Source organism: Agrobacterium sp. DKPNP3, assembly GCF_052686535.1.
The window spans coordinates 14113-37696 of the sequence record NZ_JBQYSN010000031.1 but is presented as its reverse complement, the minus strand read 5'-3'; the positions used below and the strand labels follow the sequence as shown (position 1 = coordinate 37696).

Annotated in this window: 24 protein-coding genes and 2 pseudogenes; 12 read left to right on the top strand and 14 right to left on the bottom strand. The window is 57.2% G+C overall.

All coding sequences use genetic code 11. The features are described from left to right. Nucleotides 1-27: 27 nt before the first annotated feature. The 4 genes from ACUTJJ_RS11145 to ACUTJJ_RS11130 are packed head-to-tail and all read right to left on the bottom strand — an operon-like array spanning nucleotide 28 to nucleotide 2626. Nucleotides 28-1011 (bottom strand): sensor histidine kinase, encoded by a 984-nt coding sequence (locus ACUTJJ_RS11145; protein WP_445542176.1) that lies wholly within the window; start codon nucleotides 1009-1011, stop codon nucleotides 28-30. Then, a complete protein-coding gene (locus ACUTJJ_RS11140) occupies nucleotides 998-1198 on the bottom strand; it encodes a hypothetical protein (protein ID WP_445542175.1) in 201 nt (66 codons plus the stop codon). The genes ACUTJJ_RS11145 and ACUTJJ_RS11140 overlap by 14 nt, the downstream gene beginning before the upstream one ends. Before the next feature lie 28 nt (nucleotides 1199-1226). Further along, the gene (locus tag ACUTJJ_RS11135) at nucleotides 1227-1883 is read right to left on the bottom strand and encodes a PepSY-associated TM helix domain-containing protein (RefSeq protein WP_445542174.1); all 657 of its coding nucleotides are present in this window, start codon (nucleotides 1881-1883) and stop codon (nucleotides 1227-1229) included. Further along, complete coding sequence (locus tag ACUTJJ_RS11130; RefSeq protein WP_445542173.1) at nucleotides 1880-2626, bottom strand: PepSY-associated TM helix domain-containing protein; 747 nt, start codon at nucleotides 2624-2626, stop codon at nucleotides 1880-1882. Before ACUTJJ_RS11130 ends, ACUTJJ_RS11135 begins: the two co-directional genes overlap by 4 nt. Nucleotides 2627-3763: 1137 nt before the next feature. On the opposite strand from ACUTJJ_RS11130, the gene ACUTJJ_RS11125 reads away from it, so the two are divergent. After that, the gene (locus ACUTJJ_RS11125) at nucleotides 3764-4375 is read left to right on the top strand and encodes a peroxiredoxin-like family protein (protein WP_445542172.1); all 612 of its coding nucleotides are present in this window, start codon (nucleotides 3764-3766) and stop codon (nucleotides 4373-4375) included. Between the two features lie 173 nt (nucleotides 4376-4548). Here ACUTJJ_RS11125 and ACUTJJ_RS11120 read toward each other — a convergent pair whose 3' ends face one another. Beyond that, entirely contained in the window at nucleotides 4549-5631 is a 1083-nt protein-coding gene (locus ACUTJJ_RS11120; RefSeq protein WP_445542171.1) for a hypothetical protein, read from the bottom strand. Between the two features lie 139 nt (nucleotides 5632-5770). Here ACUTJJ_RS11120 and ACUTJJ_RS11115 point away from each other — a divergent pair, with 139 nt between their 5' ends. Continuing rightward, nucleotides 5771-6709, top strand: coding sequence for a LysR family transcriptional regulator (locus ACUTJJ_RS11115; protein WP_445542170.1), 939 nt, complete (start codon nucleotides 5771-5773; stop codon nucleotides 6707-6709). A 316-nt stretch (nucleotides 6710-7025) separates the two neighbouring features. Here the strand turns inward: ACUTJJ_RS11115 and arsH are convergent, their stop codons facing one another. The 7 genes from arsH to ACUTJJ_RS11080 form a co-directional block, all read right to left on the bottom strand. Next, nucleotides 7026-7736 (bottom strand): arsenical resistance protein ArsH, encoded by a 711-nt coding sequence (gene arsH / locus ACUTJJ_RS11110; protein WP_445542169.1) that lies wholly within the window; start codon nucleotides 7734-7736, stop codon nucleotides 7026-7028. After that, entirely contained in the window at nucleotides 7729-8154 is a 426-nt protein-coding gene (gene arsC / locus ACUTJJ_RS11105) for an arsenate reductase (glutaredoxin) (protein WP_445542168.1), read from the bottom strand. Before arsC ends, arsH begins: the two co-directional genes overlap by 8 nt. Nucleotides 8155-8156: 2 nt before the next feature. Beyond that, nucleotides 8157-9215 (bottom strand): ACR3 family arsenite efflux transporter, encoded by a 1059-nt coding sequence (arsB, locus tag ACUTJJ_RS11100; RefSeq protein WP_445542167.1) that lies wholly within the window; start codon nucleotides 9213-9215, stop codon nucleotides 8157-8159. Between the two features lies 1 nt (nucleotide 9216). Further along, nucleotides 9217-9744, bottom strand: a complete 528-nt coding sequence (locus ACUTJJ_RS11095) for an arsenate reductase ArsC (RefSeq protein WP_445542166.1) — start codon at nucleotides 9742-9744, stop codon at nucleotides 9217-9219. 15 nt (nucleotides 9745-9759) lie between these two features. Continuing rightward, a complete protein-coding gene (gene arsN2, locus ACUTJJ_RS11090) occupies nucleotides 9760-10197 on the bottom strand; it encodes an arsenic resistance N-acetyltransferase ArsN2 (RefSeq protein ID WP_445542165.1) in 438 nt (145 codons plus the stop codon). Then, complete coding sequence (locus ACUTJJ_RS11085) at nucleotides 10191-10544, bottom strand: ArsR/SmtB family transcription factor (RefSeq protein WP_445542164.1); 354 nt, start codon at nucleotides 10542-10544, stop codon at nucleotides 10191-10193. Before ACUTJJ_RS11085 ends, arsN2 begins: the two co-directional genes overlap by 7 nt. A 124-nt stretch (nucleotides 10545-10668) precedes the next feature. Further along, nucleotides 10669-10833, bottom strand: coding sequence for a hypothetical protein (locus tag ACUTJJ_RS11080; RefSeq protein ID WP_445542163.1), 165 nt, complete (start codon nucleotides 10831-10833; stop codon nucleotides 10669-10671). Nucleotides 10834-11358: 525 nt separating this feature from the next. Here ACUTJJ_RS11080 and ACUTJJ_RS11075 point away from each other — a divergent pair. From ACUTJJ_RS11075 to ACUTJJ_RS11055, 5 genes and pseudogenes are all read left to right on the top strand, one after another. Next, a complete protein-coding gene (locus ACUTJJ_RS11075) occupies nucleotides 11359-12282 on the top strand; it encodes a type IV toxin-antitoxin system AbiEi family antitoxin domain-containing protein (protein ID WP_445542162.1) in 924 nt (307 codons plus the stop codon). Continuing rightward, complete coding sequence (locus ACUTJJ_RS11070; protein WP_445542161.1) at nucleotides 12240-13163, top strand: nucleotidyl transferase AbiEii/AbiGii toxin family protein; 924 nt, start codon at nucleotides 12240-12242, stop codon at nucleotides 13161-13163. Before ACUTJJ_RS11075 ends, ACUTJJ_RS11070 begins: the two co-directional genes overlap by 43 nt. Before the next feature lie 328 nt (nucleotides 13164-13491). Continuing rightward, complete coding sequence (locus ACUTJJ_RS11065) at nucleotides 13492-13827, top strand: helix-turn-helix domain-containing protein (RefSeq protein ID WP_445542160.1); 336 nt, start codon at nucleotides 13492-13494, stop codon at nucleotides 13825-13827. Then, nucleotides 13820-15067 (top strand): annotated as a pseudogene (locus tag ACUTJJ_RS11060) (type II toxin-antitoxin system HipA family toxin). The gene ACUTJJ_RS11065 and the pseudogene ACUTJJ_RS11060 overlap by 8 nt, the downstream one beginning before the upstream one ends. A 1255-nt stretch (nucleotides 15068-16322) precedes the next feature. Then, entirely contained in the window at nucleotides 16323-18023 is a 1701-nt protein-coding gene (locus ACUTJJ_RS11055; protein WP_445542186.1) for a peptidoglycan D,D-transpeptidase FtsI family protein, read from the top strand. Here ACUTJJ_RS11055 and ACUTJJ_RS11050 read toward each other — a convergent pair. Both ACUTJJ_RS11050 and ACUTJJ_RS11045 read right to left on the bottom strand, forming a co-directional pair. Further along, a complete protein-coding gene (locus ACUTJJ_RS11050) occupies nucleotides 18017-18634 on the bottom strand; it encodes a TetR-like C-terminal domain-containing protein (RefSeq protein WP_445542159.1) in 618 nt (205 codons plus the stop codon). The two genes, ACUTJJ_RS11055 and ACUTJJ_RS11050, sit on opposite strands and share 7 nt — an antisense overlap. 68 nt (nucleotides 18635-18702) lie before the next feature. After that, nucleotides 18703-19080, bottom strand: coding sequence for a winged helix-turn-helix transcriptional regulator (locus ACUTJJ_RS11045; RefSeq protein WP_445542158.1), 378 nt, complete (start codon nucleotides 19078-19080; stop codon nucleotides 18703-18705). An 85-nt stretch (nucleotides 19081-19165) separates the two neighbouring features. Here ACUTJJ_RS11045 and ACUTJJ_RS11040 point away from each other — a divergent pair, with 85 nt between their 5' ends. From ACUTJJ_RS11040 to ACUTJJ_RS11020, 5 genes and pseudogenes are all read left to right on the top strand, one after another. After that, nucleotides 19166-19786, top strand: a complete 621-nt coding sequence (locus ACUTJJ_RS11040) for an FMN-dependent NADH-azoreductase (RefSeq protein ID WP_445542157.1) — start codon at nucleotides 19166-19168, stop codon at nucleotides 19784-19786. A 95-nt stretch (nucleotides 19787-19881) separates the two neighbouring features. Beyond that, the gene (locus ACUTJJ_RS11035; protein WP_445542156.1) at nucleotides 19882-20526 is read left to right on the top strand and encodes an SDR family oxidoreductase; all 645 of its coding nucleotides are present in this window, start codon (nucleotides 19882-19884) and stop codon (nucleotides 20524-20526) included. 101 nt (nucleotides 20527-20627) lie between these two features. After that, nucleotides 20628-21554, top strand: a complete 927-nt coding sequence (locus tag ACUTJJ_RS11030; RefSeq protein WP_445542155.1) for an oxidoreductase — start codon at nucleotides 20628-20630, stop codon at nucleotides 21552-21554. 86 nt (nucleotides 21555-21640) lie between these two features. After that, the gene (locus ACUTJJ_RS11025; RefSeq protein ID WP_445542154.1) at nucleotides 21641-22285 is read left to right on the top strand and encodes a DsbA family oxidoreductase; all 645 of its coding nucleotides are present in this window, start codon (nucleotides 21641-21643) and stop codon (nucleotides 22283-22285) included. A gap of 77 nt (nucleotides 22286-22362) precedes the next feature. Then, nucleotides 22363-23313: pseudogene (locus ACUTJJ_RS11020) on the top strand (IS481 family transposase). The last annotated feature ends 271 nt before the right edge of the window (nucleotides 23314-23584 follow it).

Genomic DNA, 23584 nt, shown 5'->3' with positions numbered 1-23584 from the left:
AGTACTTTCTCACGCCCACGGTTTTTTTTATCTCATGGGAACTGTTGCGGTGAAGGAAACACCAGACGCAAGGTAAGAGATCTTTGCGACGCCCCCTGCTTCGCTTGCCAAAAGACGTTGAATGAGTTGCGTTCCGAAGCTGGTCTTGACCGGTGCAGTGACATGCGGCCCGCCGCTTTCTCGCCATTTCAGCGTCAGTTCTCCTCCATTCGACGTCGTGTCCATAACCCATTCAATTTCGATGTGGCCTGCGTCAGTGGAAAGCGCACCATATTTGGTGGCATTTGTCGCAAGCTCATGCAAAACGAGCGCGTAAGCCGGGACAACATGAGACGGCAGTTCGAAGTCCTCGCCGGTAATCGTGAAACGTGCTGCATCGTCGACACCGAATGGGGCAAGCGTTCGCGTCACAAGGTTGCGAAGAGACGCGCTCCCGAAGTCTTCGGTGACGAGAAGATCGTTGGCGACAGCCATCGCGCGGATGCGTGCCGCCAAGGTGGCGCCAGCCTCATCCAGTGTCCCCGCCCGCCGAATTGTCTGTGACACAACAGCCTGCAAGGATGTCAGCGTGTTTTTGACACGGTGGCTCAATTCTCGCGCAAGGAGCGCGCGATGCCCCTGGACGATCCGTCTCGATGTAATGTCTTGTGTCGTACCGGTAATGGATAGGGGTACGCCGCTTGGCGAGTAGGTTGCTCGTCCACGAATTTGAACCCATCTGAGCTCACCGGCTGGGGTCACAAGCCGGTATTCCGCATCGAGCGGGGTTCCATCAGCAATCGCTTGATCGATCGCCTCTACCTGCAGCTGGCGGTCTTCTGGATGAATGGACGATCTCAGGTCTGCGAGCGTCAACGGTTCGTCAGGCGCTTGACCGCAGATCGACTTACATTCGGTTGAGGCTGTTAATTCACCTGTCGCAAGGTCTATAGTCCATATGCCAAGCCTGCCAGCTTCCAGAGCCAGCCGCAAGCGTTGTTCACTAGCTTCCAGCTCGTCATGCGCTGACAAGACGGTCTGCTGCGCCGTCGTTGACGATTTTGAGATAACCACCACCAACCTTGGCGCCCGGCAGCATGGCTCGTGCGTAAGGGTGGCTGATCTGTACTTCGCCGATCTTGAAGCCGTGGGCGAAAACCACGACCGGGAACGTGAGTGCCAAGATGATGGCAAGCAGCCTGAACAGTATTCGCATCATGAAGATTCCATTCGAACGAGGGTGAGAATTAGCTGAGCGCGCGCTTCAACGGCTTCACGTGCCGAATGACCAGCAGGTCCAGCACCAGCACGGTGACGAGAACGATCCCGGTGAGCGGGAAGAGCAGGGAGACGGCGACCATGACGATCGCACCGCTTTTCCAGATCGACATTTTGTCCGGAACGACAGGGGCCACGAGGCGGCTTGCGCCGGAGGGCCGGCGCTTCCACCACATCACGATACCGCTGACAGACAGGAAGATGACCGAGAGACAGAAGATCGTGTTGAGCGCGACATTCCAGCCGCCGCCCAGATCGCCCTCATGAAGTGCAATGCCGACAGCCATGGCCTTGCCGGCTGGGCTATAGTCGGCGAACTTGACATCAGCCAGAACTTTGCCGGTGTAGCGATCAATATGAACGGTTCGGTCGGACAAAGGGTCGGCACTGTCATTGCTCATCGTGTCCCGTGCGATCGTCCAGACACCCGTATCTCCATTCGGGAACGAGAGCTGGAAACGACCATCGAAACCGAGCGATCGTGCCTGTGCAACGACTGCATCGAGGCCGTCGACGCTATTCTGCGGCATCATTGCATGACCATTATGGGCGGCATGGGGATCGGAGGCGGGCATCTGGGTCTGCTCCAGCGCCCACGGCACATCCTTCACGCCATTATGGTTCATGCTGGCATGCGTGACATCAGACAGGGGAACGTGCTCCAAGCCTGCGTCATCTTCTCACCCCAGATACCCGCCCAGGACAGGCCGGAGATCAGGAAGAACAGAAGAAGGATTGCGGCATAGACGCCGACAGTCTGATGGAGCGACTTCCAGATCTGGCGGCCGCGTCCCGAAAATTGGGGCCGAAGTGATCTGGCAAGTCCACGACCTTCGCGCGGCCACCAGAGATAAGTTCCAGTGACAATCAGAACCACGCCGAAGCCTGCGGCGATCTCGATCAATCGATCGCCCAGGGTTCCAATCAACAAAGTCCCGTGAATGAGGTTGGCGAGGTCGTAGAGGGCGTCGCGACGTTCCCATGTGCCGAGGACCGTTCCCCGATAGGGGTCGACCGCTACCATCGTTGACTCCTTGTCGACATTGACACGAAAGACCGCTGGTTGATCTTCCGTTCGCGGGACGATGTACTGAACGAGCGATCCGCCTGGAACCGCGGAGACCGCGGCATTCGCCTGTTCGGAGACCGCAACGGTCTGAGAGGCGGAAACGACGGAATAGAGTTTTTCGCCGTCACGACCGACCAGGACTGATGACCAGAGCATTATGAGGCCGGTTATGGCCAGCATGATCAGAAACGGAGCGACATAGAGGCCGGCGTAGAAATGCCAGCGCCATGCGGTGTTGTAGAATGCCCGGCTGAGCGATTTGTCCGAGCTTGCGGACGGAGTGTCGGCAGTGAGTGTCATTGGCAGTCCCCGAGATTGATGGTGATTGTCTGGCTGCCGCGATGAGCGGCCACGAAAGTGCTTGCGGTGTCAGCCGGAAGCGTGAACCGTTCGCAGGCAGTGATTGATCGTCTGCGATGATGTCCCGCAGGCAGAAGCGACGCGCCCTGGGGTGCGGCTATGCCGGGATAGACTATTTCTTTGATGCTCCTCGCGGGTGCGATCAGAGCGCGATCCGCGCATGCGGACGCGGTGGTTCCGTGTGACATGGAAAGGGTTCCGGCAATGTGCCGGAAGGTATTCCGCCACAGGCGGAGCGAACCGGCACAGACTGAAATAGCCGCTGATGCCAGCGGCGATTTATGCAGTCAGGCCGGATGGAGGTCCGCGAGGAGAGGCATTCGGTGGAAAGAGCTGGCGATAGAACGCTTCCGTCCGGATCGGAGTGAGACGCTCAACTTCGCGAAGGATTGGCAGCCCGAGTGCATCGGCGGGAGCCGGCAGAAGCACCGAAGCCGTCAAACGGCACGCTTCGCAACCCGATCCGATGTCGCGGTGATCGTGGTTGGCCTTGCCGTCCTCCGATGGGAGGCAGAGAACCGGGAGGGTTCCGTCTGGAAGGACGTATTGTGCGATTTCGCTGAGAGGGATCTGGCTGTTAGCCAGAACTGGTGGCTTATGGGCAAAGCCTACCAACAGCAACGCAAGCGCGCACAAAGTGCGCACGATGCATTGCTCAGCAAAGCCCAACCGTTTGGTCATAGATCCCCATAATGCCATTCATGACACATTTCGGACACTATCTGTTGGGGATCACAAGCGCAATGCGGCATTTGGACCGGCCCACCTCTCGATGTCCACATGCACTGATGGAGCAGCCATTTCGTGCCGAACGCCTAAAGCCAGCTATGCTGTAAGGAGCGACTTACAGTTCCGTACCGGGCGTGTTGGCGACTAAGATATCGACGAAACAGCAACTTAGCCGAATCATCTCCTGGTGTCGCAGGTTTAGTTCCCTTCAAGGCGTTCTATTCGAGTGACCTGTGCTCGGTCATGCTGTTCTGATTGAGGTGCGCCAGCTCCTCCAATTTCACCGCACTTGCGGATCGTGACCAGCAAGAGCTGGCCACTTTTGAAGAGCCTTGAGGATGCCGATGGATGCAAATGGCTGACGGCTTTTCACTCGCTGATGAAATATCCGTCTGTCTCGATGGCGTTCGCGACGTTGGCGGGATCCACACCGCAAATTCGATCTTCAAGTTTCACTGCTTTCCAAGGAACCCAGGATTTTCCATCCGGATGCCCCGGACGAGGAGAGATCTTCTGGTTCATGGCCCGCTCGTAGTGACCTTCTACCGCGGTGTCTGGTGCCCGTTTTGCAATCTGGACCTTGTGGCTCTTGAGGCCGTACGCGAAGAGATCGAAGCTCGTGGCGCCCAGTTGTTGGCAATCTCTCCGCAGACCCTTGCCAATAGCCGCAGGTCCCAGCGTGACAACAAACTCAACTTTCCGATCCTCAGCGACCCGGACAGTGAAGTCGCTGAAACATTTGGCCTCCGCTTCTCGCTACCGGACGATCTTATCGAGGTCTACAAGAGCTTCGGCAGCAACCTTTCACACTTCGATGCCGGTCAGGACTGGCGTTTGCCAATGCCTGCCCGATACGTGATCGGCCGTGATGGTCTAATCGCCTATGCTGATGTCAATCCCGACTACACCCGGCGCCCCGATCCCTCTGAACTATTGCCAGTCCTGGACAAGCTCAGGTGAAGGGAGGCCTTTCCCCGCGAGATCTCAATCTCGCGCGGAAGCCCCAGGAGCCGTAGCGTCGAAGATCCCCGCCGCAATATCCCTCAAGCCTCTCTTAAGGACCGCAACCGAAATGCACCGGTGGCAGCCGTGCTCCGCGCAGTTGACCGCATCTCAAGACATAGGTCCTGTCCCTATTGGCCGACGTGATTGCCGATCCAGTCGATCAGGACGTCCGCGACCTTGATGTTCTCCTTGCCCTGCATGAACATATGCGTGCTGCCCTTGATCCCGACGTCGGGGAGCGAGAGGAAGCTAATGTCACCACCTGCCGCCTTGATCTGCTCCATTTCCTTGGCGCAGGCTGCGGCTGGGTTGTCGCCCATGTAATCGCCAACCACCACGAGGATGGGAACCTCGGCCAGCGCCTTGACCTGCTCCTCCGTCAGGTTGGAGAAGCAGCCGGTCTCAAGCTGGATCAGGCCCTTGATACCGCCATTGCCCTTCAGGACTGCCTGGGTCGGAAATCCCGCCGACTGCGAGTGGCCGACGAGGATTGCCCCTCCGAGGTCTGCGGCCAGATCGGCAACGTTCGCGACGGTCGGGTTGTCAGTTTCAGGCTGGATCAGTTCGCCCAGCAGGCTCGGCACCTGGGTCTCGATCATATCAGGGATCACCTGCTTGGCGAATTCATCGGTCGCCTCGATCGGGAACTGGACGTCTGGCCAGGCCCTGCCGAGCTCAGGACCGAACCTGAACACCTTCCAGGCCATGCTCGACGTGCCAAGAAAAACCTTTGGCTGCGCCTCAGGTGGCAGAGTTTTGTTTTTCACCTGGTTGAAGATCGTACCGTTGAAGCCCGAACGTGCCCGGCCCGTCTGTTCGGCAAGATAGGTGGGAAATCCTTGTCGCGTGAAATATTCGAACCAGCCCATGCGACCGTCCGGCGTGGTTTCCCACTGCTTTGAAGAGAGCAGCCCGCCATGCATGAACACGATCGGCAGGTGCGTCGGCTTCGGCGGGGTCTGGAACTGGACATACATCTGATCGACGACGACATCACCGGCTTCGAAACTCTCGCCGAAGATGTCCTTCAGGTCGCCCCAGCCGGCGCTTTCGGTTTCGACGGTCCGGCCGCCGACGAAGAAACTACCCTGGCTCTGAAGCACAAGCGGCTCCGGTGCGGGCTTGATGTCGGAGAGCGATTGCGACGAGGCACCGGCTGTACTGAGGAGAAGGGCAAGCACGGTTGCCTGCATCTTGGAGAGGATCTGCATCATAAACCTTTGTGTTGGGCGATTGCATGAGATATCGGAGAGGACCAGTCGAACGGTGCGTATTCACACACCATATCTGGTTTTTGGATATACAACGGTACTGATCCGAGGATAAACTCCGAGAGATAACACAAGGGATATGAATAAACGCACCATGGATCATTGGGATGAGTTACGGATGTTCCTAGCAGTGGCCAACGGCGGAACGGTGCGTGCGGCGGCTGACAAGCTGGACCTCAACCACGCAACGGTGCTTCGCGGCGTTGCGCGTCTGGAGCAGCGACTGAAAACAAAACTCTTCGAAAAGCTTCCTTCCGGATACAGGCTGACGTCAGCGGGTGCCGACATTGTGGACCTCGCCGCGCAGATGTCGGAGGCATCCACGAAGATCGAGGGAAGGATCTTCGCTCGCGACCAGAGTGTATCTGGCCCGTTGCGCCTCACGCTCCCCGTCTCGTTTGCGACCGATCTTTTGATGGAGACCCTGACGGAGTTCAGATCCACCTATCCGGACATCGCGCTCGAAATCATCGGAACGGGGACGGTTGCCAACCTGAGCAACCGAGAGGCGGATGTGGCTTTGCGCGTCGTTCTTGGAAAGACGTCGCCTCCGGAAAACCTCTACGGAAGCAGGCTCTGCGGATTCCACACAGCGTTTTACCGACGCTGTGACCGGCTCAGCGACGTTTCATCCCCTTTGGCCTGGTTGCTAGGACCTGACGAGTTTGTTCCTCTCGATTGGATCCCGGGAGAGATCGAAATGGCTGCCACGCCTGTCCGCTTTTCCGAGATGCGGTCGAGGCTGCACGCCACGCGCGCGGGCATGGGCATCACATTGCTACCCTGCTTTGTCGGCGATGCAGACCCGCTGCTCTCGCGTGTCCCAGGCAGTCCGGTAATACACACCGGCGATGTATGGCTCCTAACCCACAGCGACACCCGGCAAACTGCGCGCGTCAGACTTCTGAGCGACCGTATACGCGACACCATGCGAAGGGTCTCCGCCAAGGTCCAGGGACAAGCGGACACTGTTACATCTGACCAAGATGACATGAAGGAAGGTGCGAAACGACAGTAGCCTTCGCCTTGAAGGGATCTGGATCAAGGACACCGCAGTTCGTTTTGCGCTAACAGTCTGAAAGCGTTCAACAAACAGTCCACAACTTTCCTAAACAAAGTCATTGAGAGAACCTTCGTTGGAGCGAAATCCGACAGTACGGAAACCTTCCGAAACAGTCATTCTTACCACCCTTTTTCGATCTCGCGGTGCTGTGAAGAGCATTCGGCTGAGTTTTGCGCTTGTTGCAAATGCATGCCTCGTGGCGATGAGCGTCGCTGCGTTTGTGCGGTGGCAGTGTCCTGCCGGCAGCCTGCCACCACGACAGTTTGATCCCTCAAATCGAGTTGAGCGAAACCCGCTTCTCCAGCTCGGCCTCCTTCTCCTTGCGCTCGCTATAGCGGTCCGTCAGATAGGACGAGGCATCGCGCGTGAGAATAGTGAACTTCACCAGTTCCTCGCAGACATCGACGACGCGGTCATAATACGACGATGGCTTCATCCGGCCGTCGGCGTCGAATTCCTGAAACGCCTTCGCCACGCTGCTCTGATTGGGGATGGTGATCATCCGCATCCAGCGGCCGAGGATGCGCAACTGGTTCACGGCGTTGAAGGACTGGCTGCCGCCCGACACCTCCATGACCGCCAGCGTCTTCCCCTGGGTGGGGCGAACGGAGCCGAGCGACAGCGGGATCCAGTCGATCTGCGACTTCATGATGCCGGTCATCGCGCCATGGCGCTCCGGGCTGATCCAGACCTGGCCTTCAGACCATTGGGAGAGGTCACGCAGTTCCTGAACCTTGGGATGGCTGACAGGCGCCTCGTCTGGAAGCGGCAATCCAGCCGGATCGAATATCCGCACCTCGCATCCGAACCGTTCGAGCAGCCGACGGACCTCAAAGGCAAGGAGGCGGCTATAGGACACTTCCCGTAGCGAGCCGTAAAGGATCAGGATTCTCGGCTTGTGCGTCGAGAATGCCGGCCGAAGCGATTCTGCCGCGATGGGCTGAAGATGGTCGTCGTGCAGAGCGGGAAATGTCTCAGACAATGCGCTTTCCTTCCTGGTCGAGGACCTGTTCGCCGTCTTCCTTGGTGAATGGTCCTTTGAATGCGTCTGCCGGCAAGATATCGAGCACGACCTCGGAAGGGCGGGCGAGCCTGGTGCCCAGCGGCGTGACGACGAGTGGTCGGTTGATCAGGATCGGGGTGGCGATCATCGCGTCCAGCAATTGCTCTTCTGTCAGGTCCGGATGGTCGAGGCCGAGTTCTTCAAAGGGCGTGCCCTTCTCACGGATCGCTTCGCGGACCGTCAGGCCGGCGTCTGCGATCATCTTCGAGAGCTGCGCGCGCGATGGAGGATACTGCAGGTACTCGATGACAGTGGGTTCGATCCCGGCAGCGCGGATCAGCGCCAGCGTATTGCGAGACGTGCCGCAGGCCGGATTATGATAGATGACGGCGTTCATGGTTAAGGCCTTTCGATGATGGTGTTGCGAGAAACGGCGGGCGATGCCTCGTACCAACCCTTCGAGCGGTTCACGATCCAGACGACCGACAACATGACCGGTACTTCGATGAGAACACCGACGACGGTGGCGAGTGCCGCACCCGACTGAAACCCGAACAGGCTAATGGCGGCAGCAACGGCGAGCTCGAAAAAGTTGCTGGCGCCGATGAGGGCGGAAGGCCCCGCGACGCAATGGCGCTCGCCTGCCATGCGGTTCAAGAGATAGGCGAGCGCCGAGTTAAGATAGACCTGGATCAGGATCGGCACGGCCAGAAGCGCGATGATGGCTGGCTGGGCGATGATCTGTTCGCCCTGGAAGGCGAAGAGAAGCACGAGGGTGGCAAGCAGCGCGACCAGCGACATCGGCTGCAGCTTGCCAAGGAGGCTATCGATTGATCGGGTCGTTCCATCGGCCGTCAGACGGCTCCGCAGCACCTGCGCGATGATGACGGGCACGACGATATAGAGCGCAACCGACAGGACGAGCGTCGCCCAAGGAACGGTGATGGCTGACAGACCGAGCAGCAGGCCGACGATCGGTGCGAAGGCGACCACCATGATCGCGTCGTTCAAGGCGACCTGCGACAGGGTGAACAGCGGCTCGCCCCGTGTCAGGTTCGACCAGACAAAGACCATGGCAGTGCAAGGCGCCGCAGCCAGGATGATGAGGCCTGCAATATAGGAGTCGATCTGGTCTGCAGGCAAATAGGGCCGGAAGAGCCAGCCGACAAACAGCCATCCCAGCAATGCCATGGAAAACGGTTTGATCGCCCAGTTGATGATCAGCGTGACGCCGATCCCGCGCCAGTAGGAGCCGACCTGCGCCAGCGACCGGAAATCGATCTTCAGCAGCATCGGGATGATCATCAGCCAAATAAGGATCGCGACCGGGATATTGACCTTGGCGATCTCGGCGCCCCCGATGATCTGGAAGATGCCGGGCATCAGATGGCCGAGGGCAACGCCGACGGCGATGCAGAGGAAGACCCATAGGGTCAGGTATCGTTCAAATGTCGACATCTTACTCTGCCTTCGCGGATTTGACCGAGGCGCCTTCCAACGAACCGATCTGGCGCACGTGCTGAGCAAGGGCCAAGCGGTCGATCGAGGCGATGGGCAGGTTGATGAATGCACTGATCCGATTCTTCAGGAACCGTGCAGCTTGAGCGAAAGCGCGTTGGATCTCGACTTCAGTGCCGACGACGGCCGCCGGATCCTCAACACCCCAGTGAGCAGTCATCGGATGGCCGATCCACACCGGACAGGCTTCGCCTGCGGCGCTGTCGCAGACGGTGAAGATGAAATCCATCTCGGGGGCATCCGGTCCGGCGAATACGTCCCAACTCTTTGACGAAAAACCCGTCGATGGATAGCCGAGCGCATCCAGTTCCTTCAGCGCGTGGGGATTGACTTCGCCCTTCGGCTGGCTGCCGGCTGAATAAGCTTTGAACCGGCCACCGCCCTCTTTGTTAAGGATGGACTCGGCGAGAATAGAGCGAGCGGAATTGCCCGTGCAGAGGAACAGCACGTTATATGTCTTGTTAGTCATGGTCGTGGTCCGTTGTTAGGTCTGAGGCCTGTTGAGCTTCATGATGGTCGCCGACGATGGGCAGATTGAGGATAATTGGCGGGTCGCAAGCACCGCGGTCGGCACTTCGGCCCGCGGTACCTCTGAAAACCCGATGGTCGAGAAGAACGGCACAGCGCTCGTCGTAGCGAGGAACACATCGCCAACGACGTCTCTTAGCGTTGCCTCGACGAGGGCCCGGCCGAACCCGTGCCCTCGATGTTCCGTGAGCACGACAACAGAACGCAGCAGGTAATCGCTGGCGCACCGTTCGAGGCCGGCATATCCAATCGTCTGGCCGTCGCCTGAGACGGCTTCGAAGAAGGCGCGGCCATCGTCTTCAATATCATCGGTCGGGAGGTCCGCGGCACGGAGCGCCTCGCGGAGACGAGCGTCGATACCGACCACTTCGTGCAATGCGATCGCGCTCAACATGGCTTCGCTCCCGGCACGCAGCATGGCGTCAGTTCTGCGATGAGCGGCGCGCAAAGCTCCGTCGATCCGCCGCAGCAGTCCTTCAGCAGGAATAGAGTGAGGTCGCGCAGGCCATCTAGATCGGCCCGGTAGATGATTGATCGGCTCTGGCGCTCACTCTTGACCAGCCCGGCACGCGACAACGTCGCGAGATGCGCCGACATCGTGTTTTGCGGGACCGCGAGTAGCCGCGCGAGTTCGCCAGCCGGAACGCCGTCTGGTTCCTGGCGCACGAGTAGCCGAAATGTCTCAAGGCGGGTGGTCTGCGCCAAGGCCGCAAGGGCCGCTATTGCGTTGTTATTTTCCATATATCCAGAATATTGGATATATTGGAGAAGTCAACCGCTGCCAAGCCGGGGCGGATTATGTGCAACTGAAAGGCGAGGATGTCCTGCGAAGCAGGGTGACCGAGCCTGAGATGACCATAAGTCATCACGGCTCATATTCATGCACGATCTCTAGATCGTCTTCGTCATCGAGTTCGTCGCTCGGCGGAACGCCGAACTCGTCGCCGGACCTGAAAAGCGTGACTGGAACCATCAGGGTGCGGGAAAGCTGGAAGACGTGGTTCTGCGCAAGGGAAAGATCGGTGTTCATCTAAGGCTCCATCTTTGGAGCGGGCCATTCCCGCTCGATGGCTCCCGTCAGTGTCCGGAACCGGTCGCGATCACCGCGAAGGCGAGAGCCGAAGCGGCCGCAGCTTGCTAGCGGACCCCGTCAGCGGGTTGAGCGGCGGAGATCCGGGGCCGGACCAGGAAGCCATCCATCAAGTGCGGGATTGGTTTGCTTCGGAGGACCGAGGGGTTTTTCCGGCACAGATCGTTCACGGTGCCACAAGGACCGCCACGACCTGATTTCTCTCCGTCAGTCGTCATGTAAGTGCTTAGCGGCGGACTACGGCTTCCTGATCGGCGATCGTGTTGACGACCGCGAAGTTCTTCGCGGCACCCAGTGCGATACGGGTGCTTTCACTGACCACGTTGGCCAAATGCCAGTGTTGACCGCATTCCGTTGCACCCGGCTTCGCAGCGTTATCAAACCACACCCTTGGCTTTATTTGGATATCGCGTTGTTTGCGGCGACCATCGCCGAATATTTGCAGTTTGATAAACTCGAAAGATAATGATATTTACCACAGGAACAGATTGCGGCGATGGTCGCCGCAAATGTGTTTTATTGCAATCTATGCCTCTTGACGCTGAACGACGGCTGCTTCTTCTGAACCTGCTTCCCGACGGGATGCCGGTCAGCAAGTCGTGGCTCATACGTCAGGAACCAACAATGGATCGGCATGCCGTAGATAATTTGCTAAAGAGTCGCCAGCTCACACCCATAGCCCCTGCCGTTTATCTTCGGCCAGGCACACGAGTAAGCTGGGAGAGTGCGGTTGCCTCACTGCAGAACGTGTTTCACCTGGATTTAACACCAGGAGGACTGACCGCCATCGAACAGCAGGGCTTCGCTCACTACCTTCCGATTTCGAGCAAGCGCCAAGTGCATCTGTACGGCAAGGATGCTGTTCCGAAATGGGTTGAAGCAGCACTGCCAGATATAGAGTTCATCCGCCATCTTCCTCTCCCGAACTTGGGGGCGACTGGTCTTGTCAATTTTGAATACGAAACGCAGGAACGGACCCTCGTCAGGCCGGAGATATCCGGACAGCGAAAAAGCGCGTGGCCATTCACCGTGTCCTCGCCCGAACGGGCATACCTCGAAGTTCTACAAGACGTGCCAGAAACGATATCCTTCGAACACGCCGATCAACTACTGCAAGGCATGACAACGCTGTCGCCGCGTGTCATGGAACAGCTCCTGCGAAAATGCACCCACGTCAAAGTGCGTCGGCTCTTCTATTGGATGGCGGAACGCCAATCCTACTCGTGGCTCAAGAAGCTGCCACAGCCTGAAATCCTCGATCAGCTTGGACTTGGCCGTGGAAACAGGGTGCTGGTCAAGGGCGGCAAACTCGACAAGAAATATATGATAACCGTCCCGGAGGATATGTGGACACCGCCAGCACCTACTACCGGCAAGTCAGACTTCTGACACGCATTCTGCCTCTTGTTGCGCAAGAACCGTGCTTCGCCTTGAAGGGTGGCACCGCCATCAATCTTTTTGTCCGGGATCTACCGCGCCTCTCAGTCGACATCGATCTCGTCTACTTGCCGATGGACGACCGCGAGACAGCGCTGAAAAACATTACGGCCGCGCTCGGCCGCATCGCCGATGCAATCCAGAAGGCAATGCCTGGCTCCGAGATTATTCGGTCTTTCGAAGATCGGGTCGATGCACTTAGGCTCTTCGTCTCGCAAGGAGGCGATCGCATCAAGATTGAGCTTTCGCCTGTCCTGCGCGGATCGGTATTTCCGGAGGAATTGCGGGAATTCTCACCGAGCGTCGAAGAAAGGTTCGGCTACGTCGAGATGTCGCTGCTTTCGCTCCCCGATCTTTACGCCGGCAAAATCTGCGCCGCTCTCGACCGGCAGCACCCACGCGATCTTTTCGACGTGAAGCTACTCCTCGAAAACGAGGGGCTAACTCCAGATCTCGTCAGAACATTCATCGTCTATCTGATCAGCCACAACCGCACGATGGGCGAATTGCTGCGCCCGGTACGCAAGGACATCGCGGGCCTTTACGAGGGCGAGTTTCTGCAAATGGCAGAGGTAGAAATCAGCCTTGATGCGCTTTTGGACGTGCACGAACGCTTGATATTCGAAATCAACAAGGCCCTGACCGACGATCAAAGACGGTTCTTGATATCCTTCAAGTCTCGAAACCCTGACTGGTCACTGCTCAGCGTCGATGGCGCGGATAAGCTACCGGCCGTCCGCTGGAAAATGCAGAACCTGGAGCGGATGCCGGAGGCTAAGCACAGGGCTGCCCTCGAAAATCTTCGGAAAATCCTGGAAACCGATGATAAGTAGGTCAGTCGGTTGCGAGAATACTTCCAAGGCATAGCAGTCTCCGCCTTGAAGATATACGAACCGCCTCCCCCTGCTCTGATTTGCCTAAGCTACTGATTAGTAATATCTTTGTTGGATGGAATTCGTGGTTAGAGCATACGCTGCTTCAAGTTCCGCCAATAGCTGCCGACTTGGATGGCTTAGCGAGCAAGTTGTCGTATGTGATTTGTTCCTACTCGAAGCCATGCCAATCTCACCGAAACAATCAGCTTTCTACCTACCCATCCGTCTGGAAATATTGTAATCTTCGTGCTACATATCGGCCTAATCTGTAGTGCGAAGGTCGCAAATGCCGACACCTCACAATCCTTCGGCCGCTGTGCGGCGCGCGCTGCGCAAACTGGGCGCAGACATCCACGACGCACGTCGACGTCGCCGCCTATCTATGGCGGTAGTAGCCGACCGTGCCTTCACCTCACGCTCAACGCTTCAAAAGATCGAGGCCGGGGACACGAATGTCAGCATCGGCATCTATGCAGGCGTCCTCCAGGCACTCGGCCTACTAGATGGGCTGAGCCAAGTCGCCGACATCAGCAACGACAGCGTCGGCCAGGCTCTGGCCAGTGCGCAGTTGCCCAAGCACGCTCACCTAAAGCGATCGCCGGGATCGTCACACGATGGCTGATTTTGAAATTCATCTTGACCTCCACGACCGCCCACGTCCAATCGGTTTGGCGCGGAGCAATCGCGTCCGTGGTGCCGAAACGATCATGTTTGAGTATGACCGTGCCTGGCTTGAGGACCCGACCGCTTCTCGCTGGAGCCCGCTCTAGCTCTGAGCCGGGGAGCGTTCGCCCCATCCGCGGGCCTTGCAACATTTGGCTCTATTGGCGACTCAGCACCCGATACTTGGGGCCGACGGCTCATGCAACGCTCGGAAAGGCGCTTGGCTGAGCGCAATGGGCGGGCCGTTCGCACGCTTGCCGAAAGCGACTATCTGCTTGGCGTCGCCGACGAGACACGGCTCGGTGCGCTCCGGTTCCGCTGGGTAGGCGACGAGGAATTCCAGGCGCCGATCCGTACCGGCGTTCCCGCCCTCATCGAGCTCGACCGCCTGCTGCAGATCACGGAACGTATTCTACGCGATGAGGAAACCGACGAAGACCTTCAACTCATCTTCGCGCCTGTCTCCTCGCTTGGCGGAGCGCGTCCGAAGGCTTCTGTTATCGATCAACATGGCAATCTTTCGATCGCCAAGTTTCCTAAGGAAACCAACGACTACAGCATTGAGACATGGGAAGCGGTCGCTCTGCAACTGGCTGAACAAGCTGGCATTGTCACGCCGCGCCATGAGCTCATAGACGTCGCTGGCAATAAGGTCATGCTCTCGCGTCGCTTCGACCGCGATGGAGCTATACGGATCCCCTTCCTTGTCCGCGATGGCGATGATGGGCGCAATCGGCGGTGAGCGTGGAAGCCATCCGGAGATCGTAGACGCCTTGGCCGAACACGGCGCGCAGGGAAAGACCGATGCGCACGCGCTTTATCGCCGCGTCGCCTTCAATGTGCTGATCTCCAACGTTGATGACCACCTGAGAAATCACGGCTTTCTGTGGCTCGGTAAAGCCGGCTGGTCGTTATCCCCTGCGTATGATCTCAATCCAGTGCCTACTGACGTCAAGGCGCGCGTCCTGGCGACCAACATAGATCTTGACGAAGGCACTTGCTCCCTTGACCTGCTGGAAGAGGCTGCCGAGTTCTTCGCCCTCACACTCGCCCAAGCCCGTGCTATCATTAAGGAAGTCGCGAGCGCCACCGCACCATGGCGCGAGACTGCGAAGGCGGTCGGCGCGCGGTCAGCCGAGATCAACCGTATGGCCAGTGCATTCGAGCACGATGATTTGCAACGAGCGCTAGCCCTATGACGGCAACCTTCCTACACAGTTTCGCTCTATCCCCGGCCAGCCCGATTACCGGCGACCGCCGACATCGAGGTCGCTGGCATTCGCGAAGTGTTTCAGACGCCCGGGCGCCGCGTATGACGCATGATCTATACTTGATGCGCTTCTCGCTCCGACGGGCGCTGGAATCCCCTTTATCTTCCGCGAACCACTTAACCAAGCCCGAGAGGCAGAGGTCCTTCCATCGGGGCTATCAGGTAGTGCGCGGCCAATTCCCAAGTGTTGGTTTCCGCACAGAAGTGAGCCGGCCCGAGGTGCACTCCACTGACTCACGTCAGGGCGGATACTAACACTGAAGATAACACATTGTCCGGAAATGGCGGTCGCATAAATTCCCGGTCCAACCGGTCAGCGATAGGTTGAGACTTGTAAGATAATCGCGCCGATAAGGACACCCATCAAGGCGCCAACTGCTTTCGTTAGCGCTTGTTTAATTTTTGGATGCTTGTCAGATGTGAGGGGCGGCAGCAGTTCTGACGCGATTGCCCCCAAGATACAGAAAATCGCGACTGCTCGACGATCATTCGGATACGAAAGTACAAAGAGCATTGCCAGGAGGGCGAAAGTAGACAGCCGGTCTATGTTTGCCGTGATAGCAGAGTGCGCGCGCCAGTTGACAGGCGCTAGCACCAACGCCCCAACTGTCACCAACAATATCCAAGCGATGGTGCGAATTACCTCTGTAGTCATACCTGTAGGATAGCAGAAATTTCTACGGTTGCAATTTGACGCGCATTAACGGTTTACAAGCAGATCGTCGCGCTACCTACCATGGTGTAATCGACAATCTGAGACTGCTCAATAAAGCGCTGCGGCGAGAACTTGCCCTTGCCAGGACAGCCATTTGCCAGGCTCAATATGCTTTTCACTGTGCCAGCGGATGTCGGCGTGCAATTCAACGATGATACTGTTCCATGTGATAGCCGCCCAGGCGGTTGGAAGAGGAGTTCGGCTTTTACCGACCTAAATGCCATCGCAATTTGCATTTGTTGATTTCCACTTACAACTGAGCAGGTTAGTCAGGCGGCAAATCCAAATGGTAGTGGTTGCCTCCTCGCACGGAAACTCGCCTCATTGCAGCAATTGTTGCATTAATTCGTCGAAGGCTCTAATGCAATTATGATTGCATTAAAGGAAAATGTCATCTCTCGGGTGACATGAGACGATAGCCGACATGATTTCAAAAATTTTCGCACTTCGCAGCATTCTCCATCTGCAAATGAGAAAGAACGTTCTGGGCTTTCCGCGTGGTGAGATGAGGTCACACCAGAGAATGTCACGCCAGCGCATAGGCATCATACTTTGTGGATTCCTCGGAGCTTACGGCTTGATCGGCGCCAGGCTTGTTCAGTACGGTATGGCGAGGACTGCGGCGACGGGCATTGTTAGCAGGACAAGCACTCCAGCGTCCCGACCAAATATTGTTGATCGCAACGGGGAATTGCTCGCTACCGACCTTAATGTCGTTTCGCTCTATGCCGAGCCTCAACGCATCATTGATCCAGATGAAGCAGTCGAGAAGCTTGCAACAGTCATTCCCGACATCGATTGGCTGGAAACGCATAAAAAGCTTGTTTCCAACAGCGCATTTCAGTGGCTTCGCCGCCTACTAACTCCTCGACAACAGGCTGCTATCCTCCAACTCGGCATCCCTGGAATTGGGTTTCGCCCCGAGAAGAGACGCTTTTACCCGGCTGGTACCGTGGCATCTCACATTCTTGGGCACGTCAATGTGGACAACCAGGGTCTTGCTGGCATGGAGCGTTATCTGGATCAGCAGGGACTAACGGATCTGCGAGACACAGGTCTGGCGAGCGGTGCTGAGCTCGCGCCTATTCGTCTATCTATAGATCTGAGGGTCCAAAGCATCGTTCATGAAGTCATCGCCCATGCTATGACAGCTTATCAGGCGGAGGCTGCTGGCGCGGTTGTTTTAAATGCAAATACGGGAGAGGTAATGGCGATGGCCTCGGTCCCAGATTACGACTCCAACAATCCGTCCCGCCGATTAGCTGACGGCTCAGAAGACAAAGAATATGAGAAGGGTTGGTTTAATCGCATCAGTAACGCAACCTATGAGATGGGATCGACTTTCAAGAGCTTCACTTTGGCGATGGGGCTTGATGAGCGAAAAATCACCCTAAACTCGGTCATCGATGCCACACGGCCTCTTCGCATGGCAGGTTTCACCATCCACGACGACCATGGACAGGGACGCCCTCTCACAGTTCCGGAAATCTTCCAGTATTCCTCAAATATCGGAACCGCCAAAATCGCAGGTATGGTCGCACTTGATGCCCATAAAGCCTTCTTGACGAGACTTGGCCTGCTGACGAAGATGGATACGGAACTTCCGGAGGTTGCGACACCGACCCAACCCCGTGTATGGAAACCAATCAATCAGGCGACAATTTCTTTTGGCCACGGCGTTGCAACGACCCCCCTTCAGACCGCAGTTGCAGGAGCGGCGCTCATCAATGGCGGCAAACTCATTTCTCCAACGTTCCTGCCTCGCACTCCAGAGCGAGCACTATCCGTCGCTCATCAGGTCATCAATCCATCAACCAGCTCTGCCATGCGCTTTCTGTTTGAATGGAATGGCACCAAGGGCTCAGGCCGAAGCGCTCAGGTTGATGGCTTCAATGTCGGAGGCAAAACGGGAACGGCAGATAAGGTGATCAACGGGCGGTACGCTGCCCATCTCAATTTTAATGCCTTCTTGGCGGGGTTCCCTATCGATAGGCCCCAGTATGTCGTGCTGACCATAATAGACGCCCCGCTGACAGGCGAGAAAGGTGGTCGACTGGCAGCATACACTGCAGCCCCAATGGCGAAGGCCATCATAGAGCGTACAGGCGCACTTTTGGGTGTCCAGCCGCGTTTCGGCTCTGGTCGCGAAAGCGCACTCGTAAACTACTGAGGGTCGTTTTCGAACAGCGCGTAGCCATCCAGGCTAAGCTGGTCAGAAAGCGGGCGTGTTAGCAAAGGAGAGGAAATAACCTGTTCGATAAGTTCCAACTGATATGTCTTGGTGATTGTTTGATTGGCAAAGAATATTCGATAGATCAAAGGGGCAAAAACCATATCAACGAGCCGATCGGCAGAGGGGACAGGCTCACCGCGAGCCGCGCAGCGATCCGTGAGATAGCAAAAGTTCATATAGACGTAACCCGCAGCGACCTCAGAGATCTTTCGATTGATCAACCTCTCGCCGAGTACGGCTCTCATTGGCGCAGATGACAAATCGTCTACCGTCTGCTCTATCCAAACTTCGAGGTCACCACGGAAACTTCCTGTGTCGGGCGGGATAGCGTCGGGCAGGAAGCGTTCATTGGCAACGTCCACCAAAAGCTGATCAAGCGTCAACCATCGCCGGTAGATGGTTGACGGCGGCACTTCTGCTCTCGCAGCGACAAGCGCTATTGTGAGGTTCTCTGCCGGCATCTCAGAAATGAGTTCCTTTACTGCCTTATGAACCGCGACCTGAATGCGCTCACTCCGTCCACCCGGCCTGATAAGTGTTCGAGCCATTCTATGTTCCTTCTTTTTCCGGATTTCCTACATTGTCTTCACAGCAATCCTGGAAGTGAAATCTGCGCTTATCTCGTATCATACCGACCGCGAGCGTCCTGGATATTCTGCCGATTGCTGTCTGCCCACACCACGATAGCCATGACCGGCGCGAGGAGTGTTCGCCCCATATCCGTCAACTCATAATCCACCCGGGGCGGTATAGTGGGAAACATCGTCCGCTTTACCAAACCATCACGTTCTAACCCGCGCAGGTTAATCGTCAGCATCCGTTGTGAAATCCCGTCAATCTGACGTCGCAGCTCGTTGAACCGAACAGGCCCGTCTCTAAGGGTTGCGATGATGTACAGGGTCCATTTGTCGCCAACGAGATCGAGGATTTCTCGGACCACGCGGCAGTCGTCACCTTCGCTGGGAGTAGGAAAATCAGTGTTACTGAGTGTCATCCGAGTGCCTTCTTGCGGGCGGTTGCCAGTGATCTTACTATCGTTAGTAACAAGAATTTACCACCCTGATCACATTGGAGCAATCATGACCAATATCCTCCTCGTTACGTCGAGCCCACGTGGCTCGGAAGGTCTATCCACCCGTTTCTCGAGAGAGATCGCCGAAGGCCTGAAGGCCCGTCTGGGTGGCAGCCTCATGACCCGCGATCTTACATCAAACCCGGCCCCGCATATCGGACAAGCGTATATTCAGGGTCGCGTCGCAGCGCCAGAGAAGCGTACGCCTGAACAAGTTAAGGCCGTCACCCTTGCCCAGGAACTTGTCGAAGAGGTGAAGGCGGCTGACGTGGTCGTTCTCGGCTCGAGCATGATCAATTTCGGTCCGTCGTCGCAGCTCAAGGCTTGGTTCGATCACATCACTTGGCCGGGCGTCACTTTTGGCTATAGCGAAGCCGGAAGCCCACAGGGATGGCTGACCGGCAAGAAGGTGTATCTGGTCACTGCCGCGGGGGGCGTTTTTTCAGAAGGTGAATGGGCCGCGTTTGATTTCCAGACCGGCTACCTGCGCCACCTCCTGGGCTTCATTGGCCTTACCGATGTTGACATCGTTTCGGTAGAGGGCACCGTCTTCGGTCCCGAGCCTGCCAAGGCCGCCATCGCGGCCACTGATGCCCAGGTTCGCGCGGTGCTGGAAAAGGCAGCCTGAAAATGCGGACGGCTAACTGCTTCGGCTGTCAGCGATAAATTCTACGTCAGCGGCCCGAGCCCCCGCTCCCAGCCACGATACAAATGGAAAATGCTATGAAGATCGCTCTCTTTGGAGGAACCGGGCCAACCGGGAAGCACATTATCGAAGAGGCACTGCGGCGAGGATATGCGCTGTCCGTCTACACGCGTGACTCCACGAAACTTTCGGCCTTCGATGGCAAGATCGAGGTCATCGTCGGCGACCTGAGCAATCGCGAAGCGATCAGGACATGCATCGTGGGCGCAGACGCGGTGATCAGCGCGCTTGGGCCAAACAGTCTGAAATCCTGCGGCAAACGGCCGATCATGCGCGGCGTCGGTGCAATCATCTCCGCTATGGAAGAACTGAACGTTCGTCGCCTCATCCAGATCTCGACGGCTGCCTATCGTGATCCCAATGACGGTTTTGACTTCAAATCGCAGGCGTTCGTTCTGTTGTTCAAGCTGATCGTCCATAACGCTTATGATGACATCAAAGCGACGGCCGAACTGGTGAGCAACTCGCACCTCGATTGGACACTGGTTCGGATTCCCAACCTCAAGGATGGCCCCGCGACAGGCCGGGTGAAAGTAGGCTGGTACGGCAAGACGAAGCTCGGCGCGAAACTGTCACGCGGGAACCTCGCGAAATTCTTGATCGATCAAGTTACAGCAAAGGAGTTCGTGCGTACCGCGCCGGGGATAGCCGACGGAAACTAAGGGAATATTCGACCCGGCTCAATGGCACCCGATACCGCATGCGGTTTGGCAGCATTCAGCAGCGTCAGAGGTTGGCGCTCTTTACGAGGCAGGAACTCCCCATGGCATCCAAGGGATTTACGACGGCCGATGTGCCGGACCAGTCAGGCAAGTGCTTTATCGTCACTGGAGCCAATACGGGAATAGGCTTCGAGTTGGCGAGTGCACTTGCGGCGCGACGTGCAAGAGTGCTGCTCGCCTGCCGCGACGAAGCCAAGGCGGAAGCGGCGATGAGCCTTATCCGCCAGAAGACCTTTGGTGCCGATCTCGCGTTTCTTCCGCTTGACTTGGCGGACCTGGAAAGTGTGCGGCGGGCGGCTGGACTGGCTTCCAGGGAGCCACGCATCGACGTGCTGATTAACAATGCCGGCGTTCAGGGGCCGACGTTAAGATACACTGCCCAGGGCTTCGAGCAGACCTTCGGCGTCAACCACCTCGGGTGCTTCGGTTTTACCGCGCTCATGCTGCCCAAGCTCGTGCAAACGCCAAGATCGCGGATCGTCGTTACGAGCAGCGGGCAGCACAGGGGCGCGAAAATCGAATGGGACGATCTCAACGCTCACAAGAGCTACAAATGGCTTCCGCGTTATGCCGCCAGCAAGCTTGCAAACCTTCTCTTCGTGTTCGAACTGGATCGGCGGCTGAGAGCGGCTGGAGCGCCAGTAACGGCTATCGCATGCCATCCCGGACTAGTCGGATCGAACCTCGCCCGCGGCAGTTGGTGGGGCGACATGGCAATGACCATGATCGGCTTGTTGTTCGCCAAGCCGGCAATGGGTGCCTGGGGGGCGCTGAATGCGGCGACCGGAGAGATAAAACCGGGCGGCTACTATGGTCCTATGGGACTGTCAGGGTTGCGAGGTCCGTCCGGTGAAAGCGTGCCCTCCGGGGAGGCAAGAGATCCGCAGGCGGCCAAACGACTATGGGACGTATCTGTCGCGATGACCGGGATCGATCCCGGCTTGCCTCCCGTCAATCGGCTGGACTGACCTACTGGCGCAAAGTCCCACAGCCGCCGTCAAGCGGCTCACCTCAATCCTGGACTTTTAGGCTCAATGGCGAGAAGGATCACATTATGCTGCAAATCGATTTTTATACCGAGATCACCTGCCCTTGGTGCATCATCGGGCATCACCGTCTCGACAAGGTTCTGGTGGAGCGTTTCCCTGGACTGGAGGCGGACATCCGCCAGCACCCAGTTCTTTTGCTTCCGGATGCGCCGGCGGAGGGTCATTACATTCCCGATCTTCTTTTTTCTCGCTACGGCGCGACCGATCCGAAGGCGTCGTTCGCCCGGCCCGAGGCCGAAGCCCGTGCGTCCGGTCTTGATCTGGATCTCAGCCTTCAGTCATGGACCTACAGGACGCAGGCAGCGCATGGTCTCATTCTTGCGGCGCAAGAACGTGGGACACAACATCAGCTCGCAGTCGCAATCACCCATGCCTATTTCTTGGAGGCAAGGAACATTTCCGATGCGGATGCCTTAGGGGATATTGCCGTGGCTTTTGGTTTCGATCGCGAAGAAGCGCGTACAATCGCGCTTGATCCCGAACAACACAGACGCGTCGAACAGGAAGCGGCCCGAGCCCTGGCTGCTGGCGTCAGGTCTGTCCCTCACTTCGTCTTTAGCGGGCGCATCGCCATCAATGGAGGCCGCAGCGAAGACGAGATTGCAGCCGCTTTCAATGCCTCTCTCATCGACTCGGCTCCATCTACTTAGCCACGCTTCATGCGACCTAGGTGTTTAGTCCCACAGTGTGATGGCGTATCAACGTCGCGATCACAGAGGGACACTCTATGGGCCAATTTCTTCACGGCAGCGCCAAGACCACGCACGACATTCGAGCAGAGTTACAGCGATCGAAAGCTCCAACCGCGGCGCTCGCGCGTCGATACGGCATCAACGAGAAAACGGTGAGGAAATGGCGATCTTGACCACGCGTCGAGGATGATGCGATGGGTCCGAAGGAACGTAACAGTACGGTCTTGTCGGCTCTTGAAGAGGCCGCGATCGATTCATTGAGGGTTCAGGCTCGGTTGCCATTGGACGACGTCTATATCGCCCTGAAGGACGTAATCCCACATCTGTCCCGTTCGAGCCTTCATCGCCGCTTACAGCGCCACGGCATCTCCCGTCTGCCTAAGGCGGATCGTGAAAAGCCCAAGCGGTTCAAACCCTACGAAATCGGCTATTTCCACATCGATATTGCAGAGTTGCGATATGAGGGCGGCAAGGCTTTCCTCTTTGTCGCAGCCGATCGCACTTCAAAGATCGTCGTCGCCAGAATCTATCGCAAGGCGACAAAGCTTGTGGCGGCCGGCTTCCTCAAGGCTTTGGTCAAAACAGTACCCTACAAAATCCACACAGTGCTCACCGATAACGGCGTCCAATTCGTGCAGCATGACAGACGGACAGAACGTGGGTTCGTTGATCACATATTCGGCGCTGTATGCTCCGCAAATGATATCGAGCACCGTCAGACCAAGCCTTATCATCCATGGACCAATGGGCAGGCTGAACGCATGGTTAGAACGATCAAGGACGCGACTGTTAAGTTATTCCATTACGCCTCAATCACCGACCTGCGACGCCACGTTAGGAATTGGCTGCTCGCGTACAATTACGCCAAACAGCTCAAAGCCCTACGATTTAAAACACCGTTTGAAGCAATCAGGCAAATCAGCGAGAAAAAGCCTGAAATCTTCATTCGAGTACCAAGCGATGACATGCTGGGACCAAACACCTAGCTTGTGACGACAGTTTCCCCTTTGCATCTGCGCCAGCTACTATCCACGGTGATTTCATCCATTCCAAGCGCTCATCGCTGAACCGGCAATGACGAACTGCGCGCCTGCTCGATGACAAAGGGCCAGGGACTGCCTTCCGTCTCGCGAACCGACTTCACCAGCCCGCAATCAAAGCATCGAAGGTGGGACATCTGCTTGCCCGCCGGAGCGTGATGCAGCGGGCCGGACACGAGATCGGCAATGCTGTATCCTCGTTGTTTATTCGCGAGTG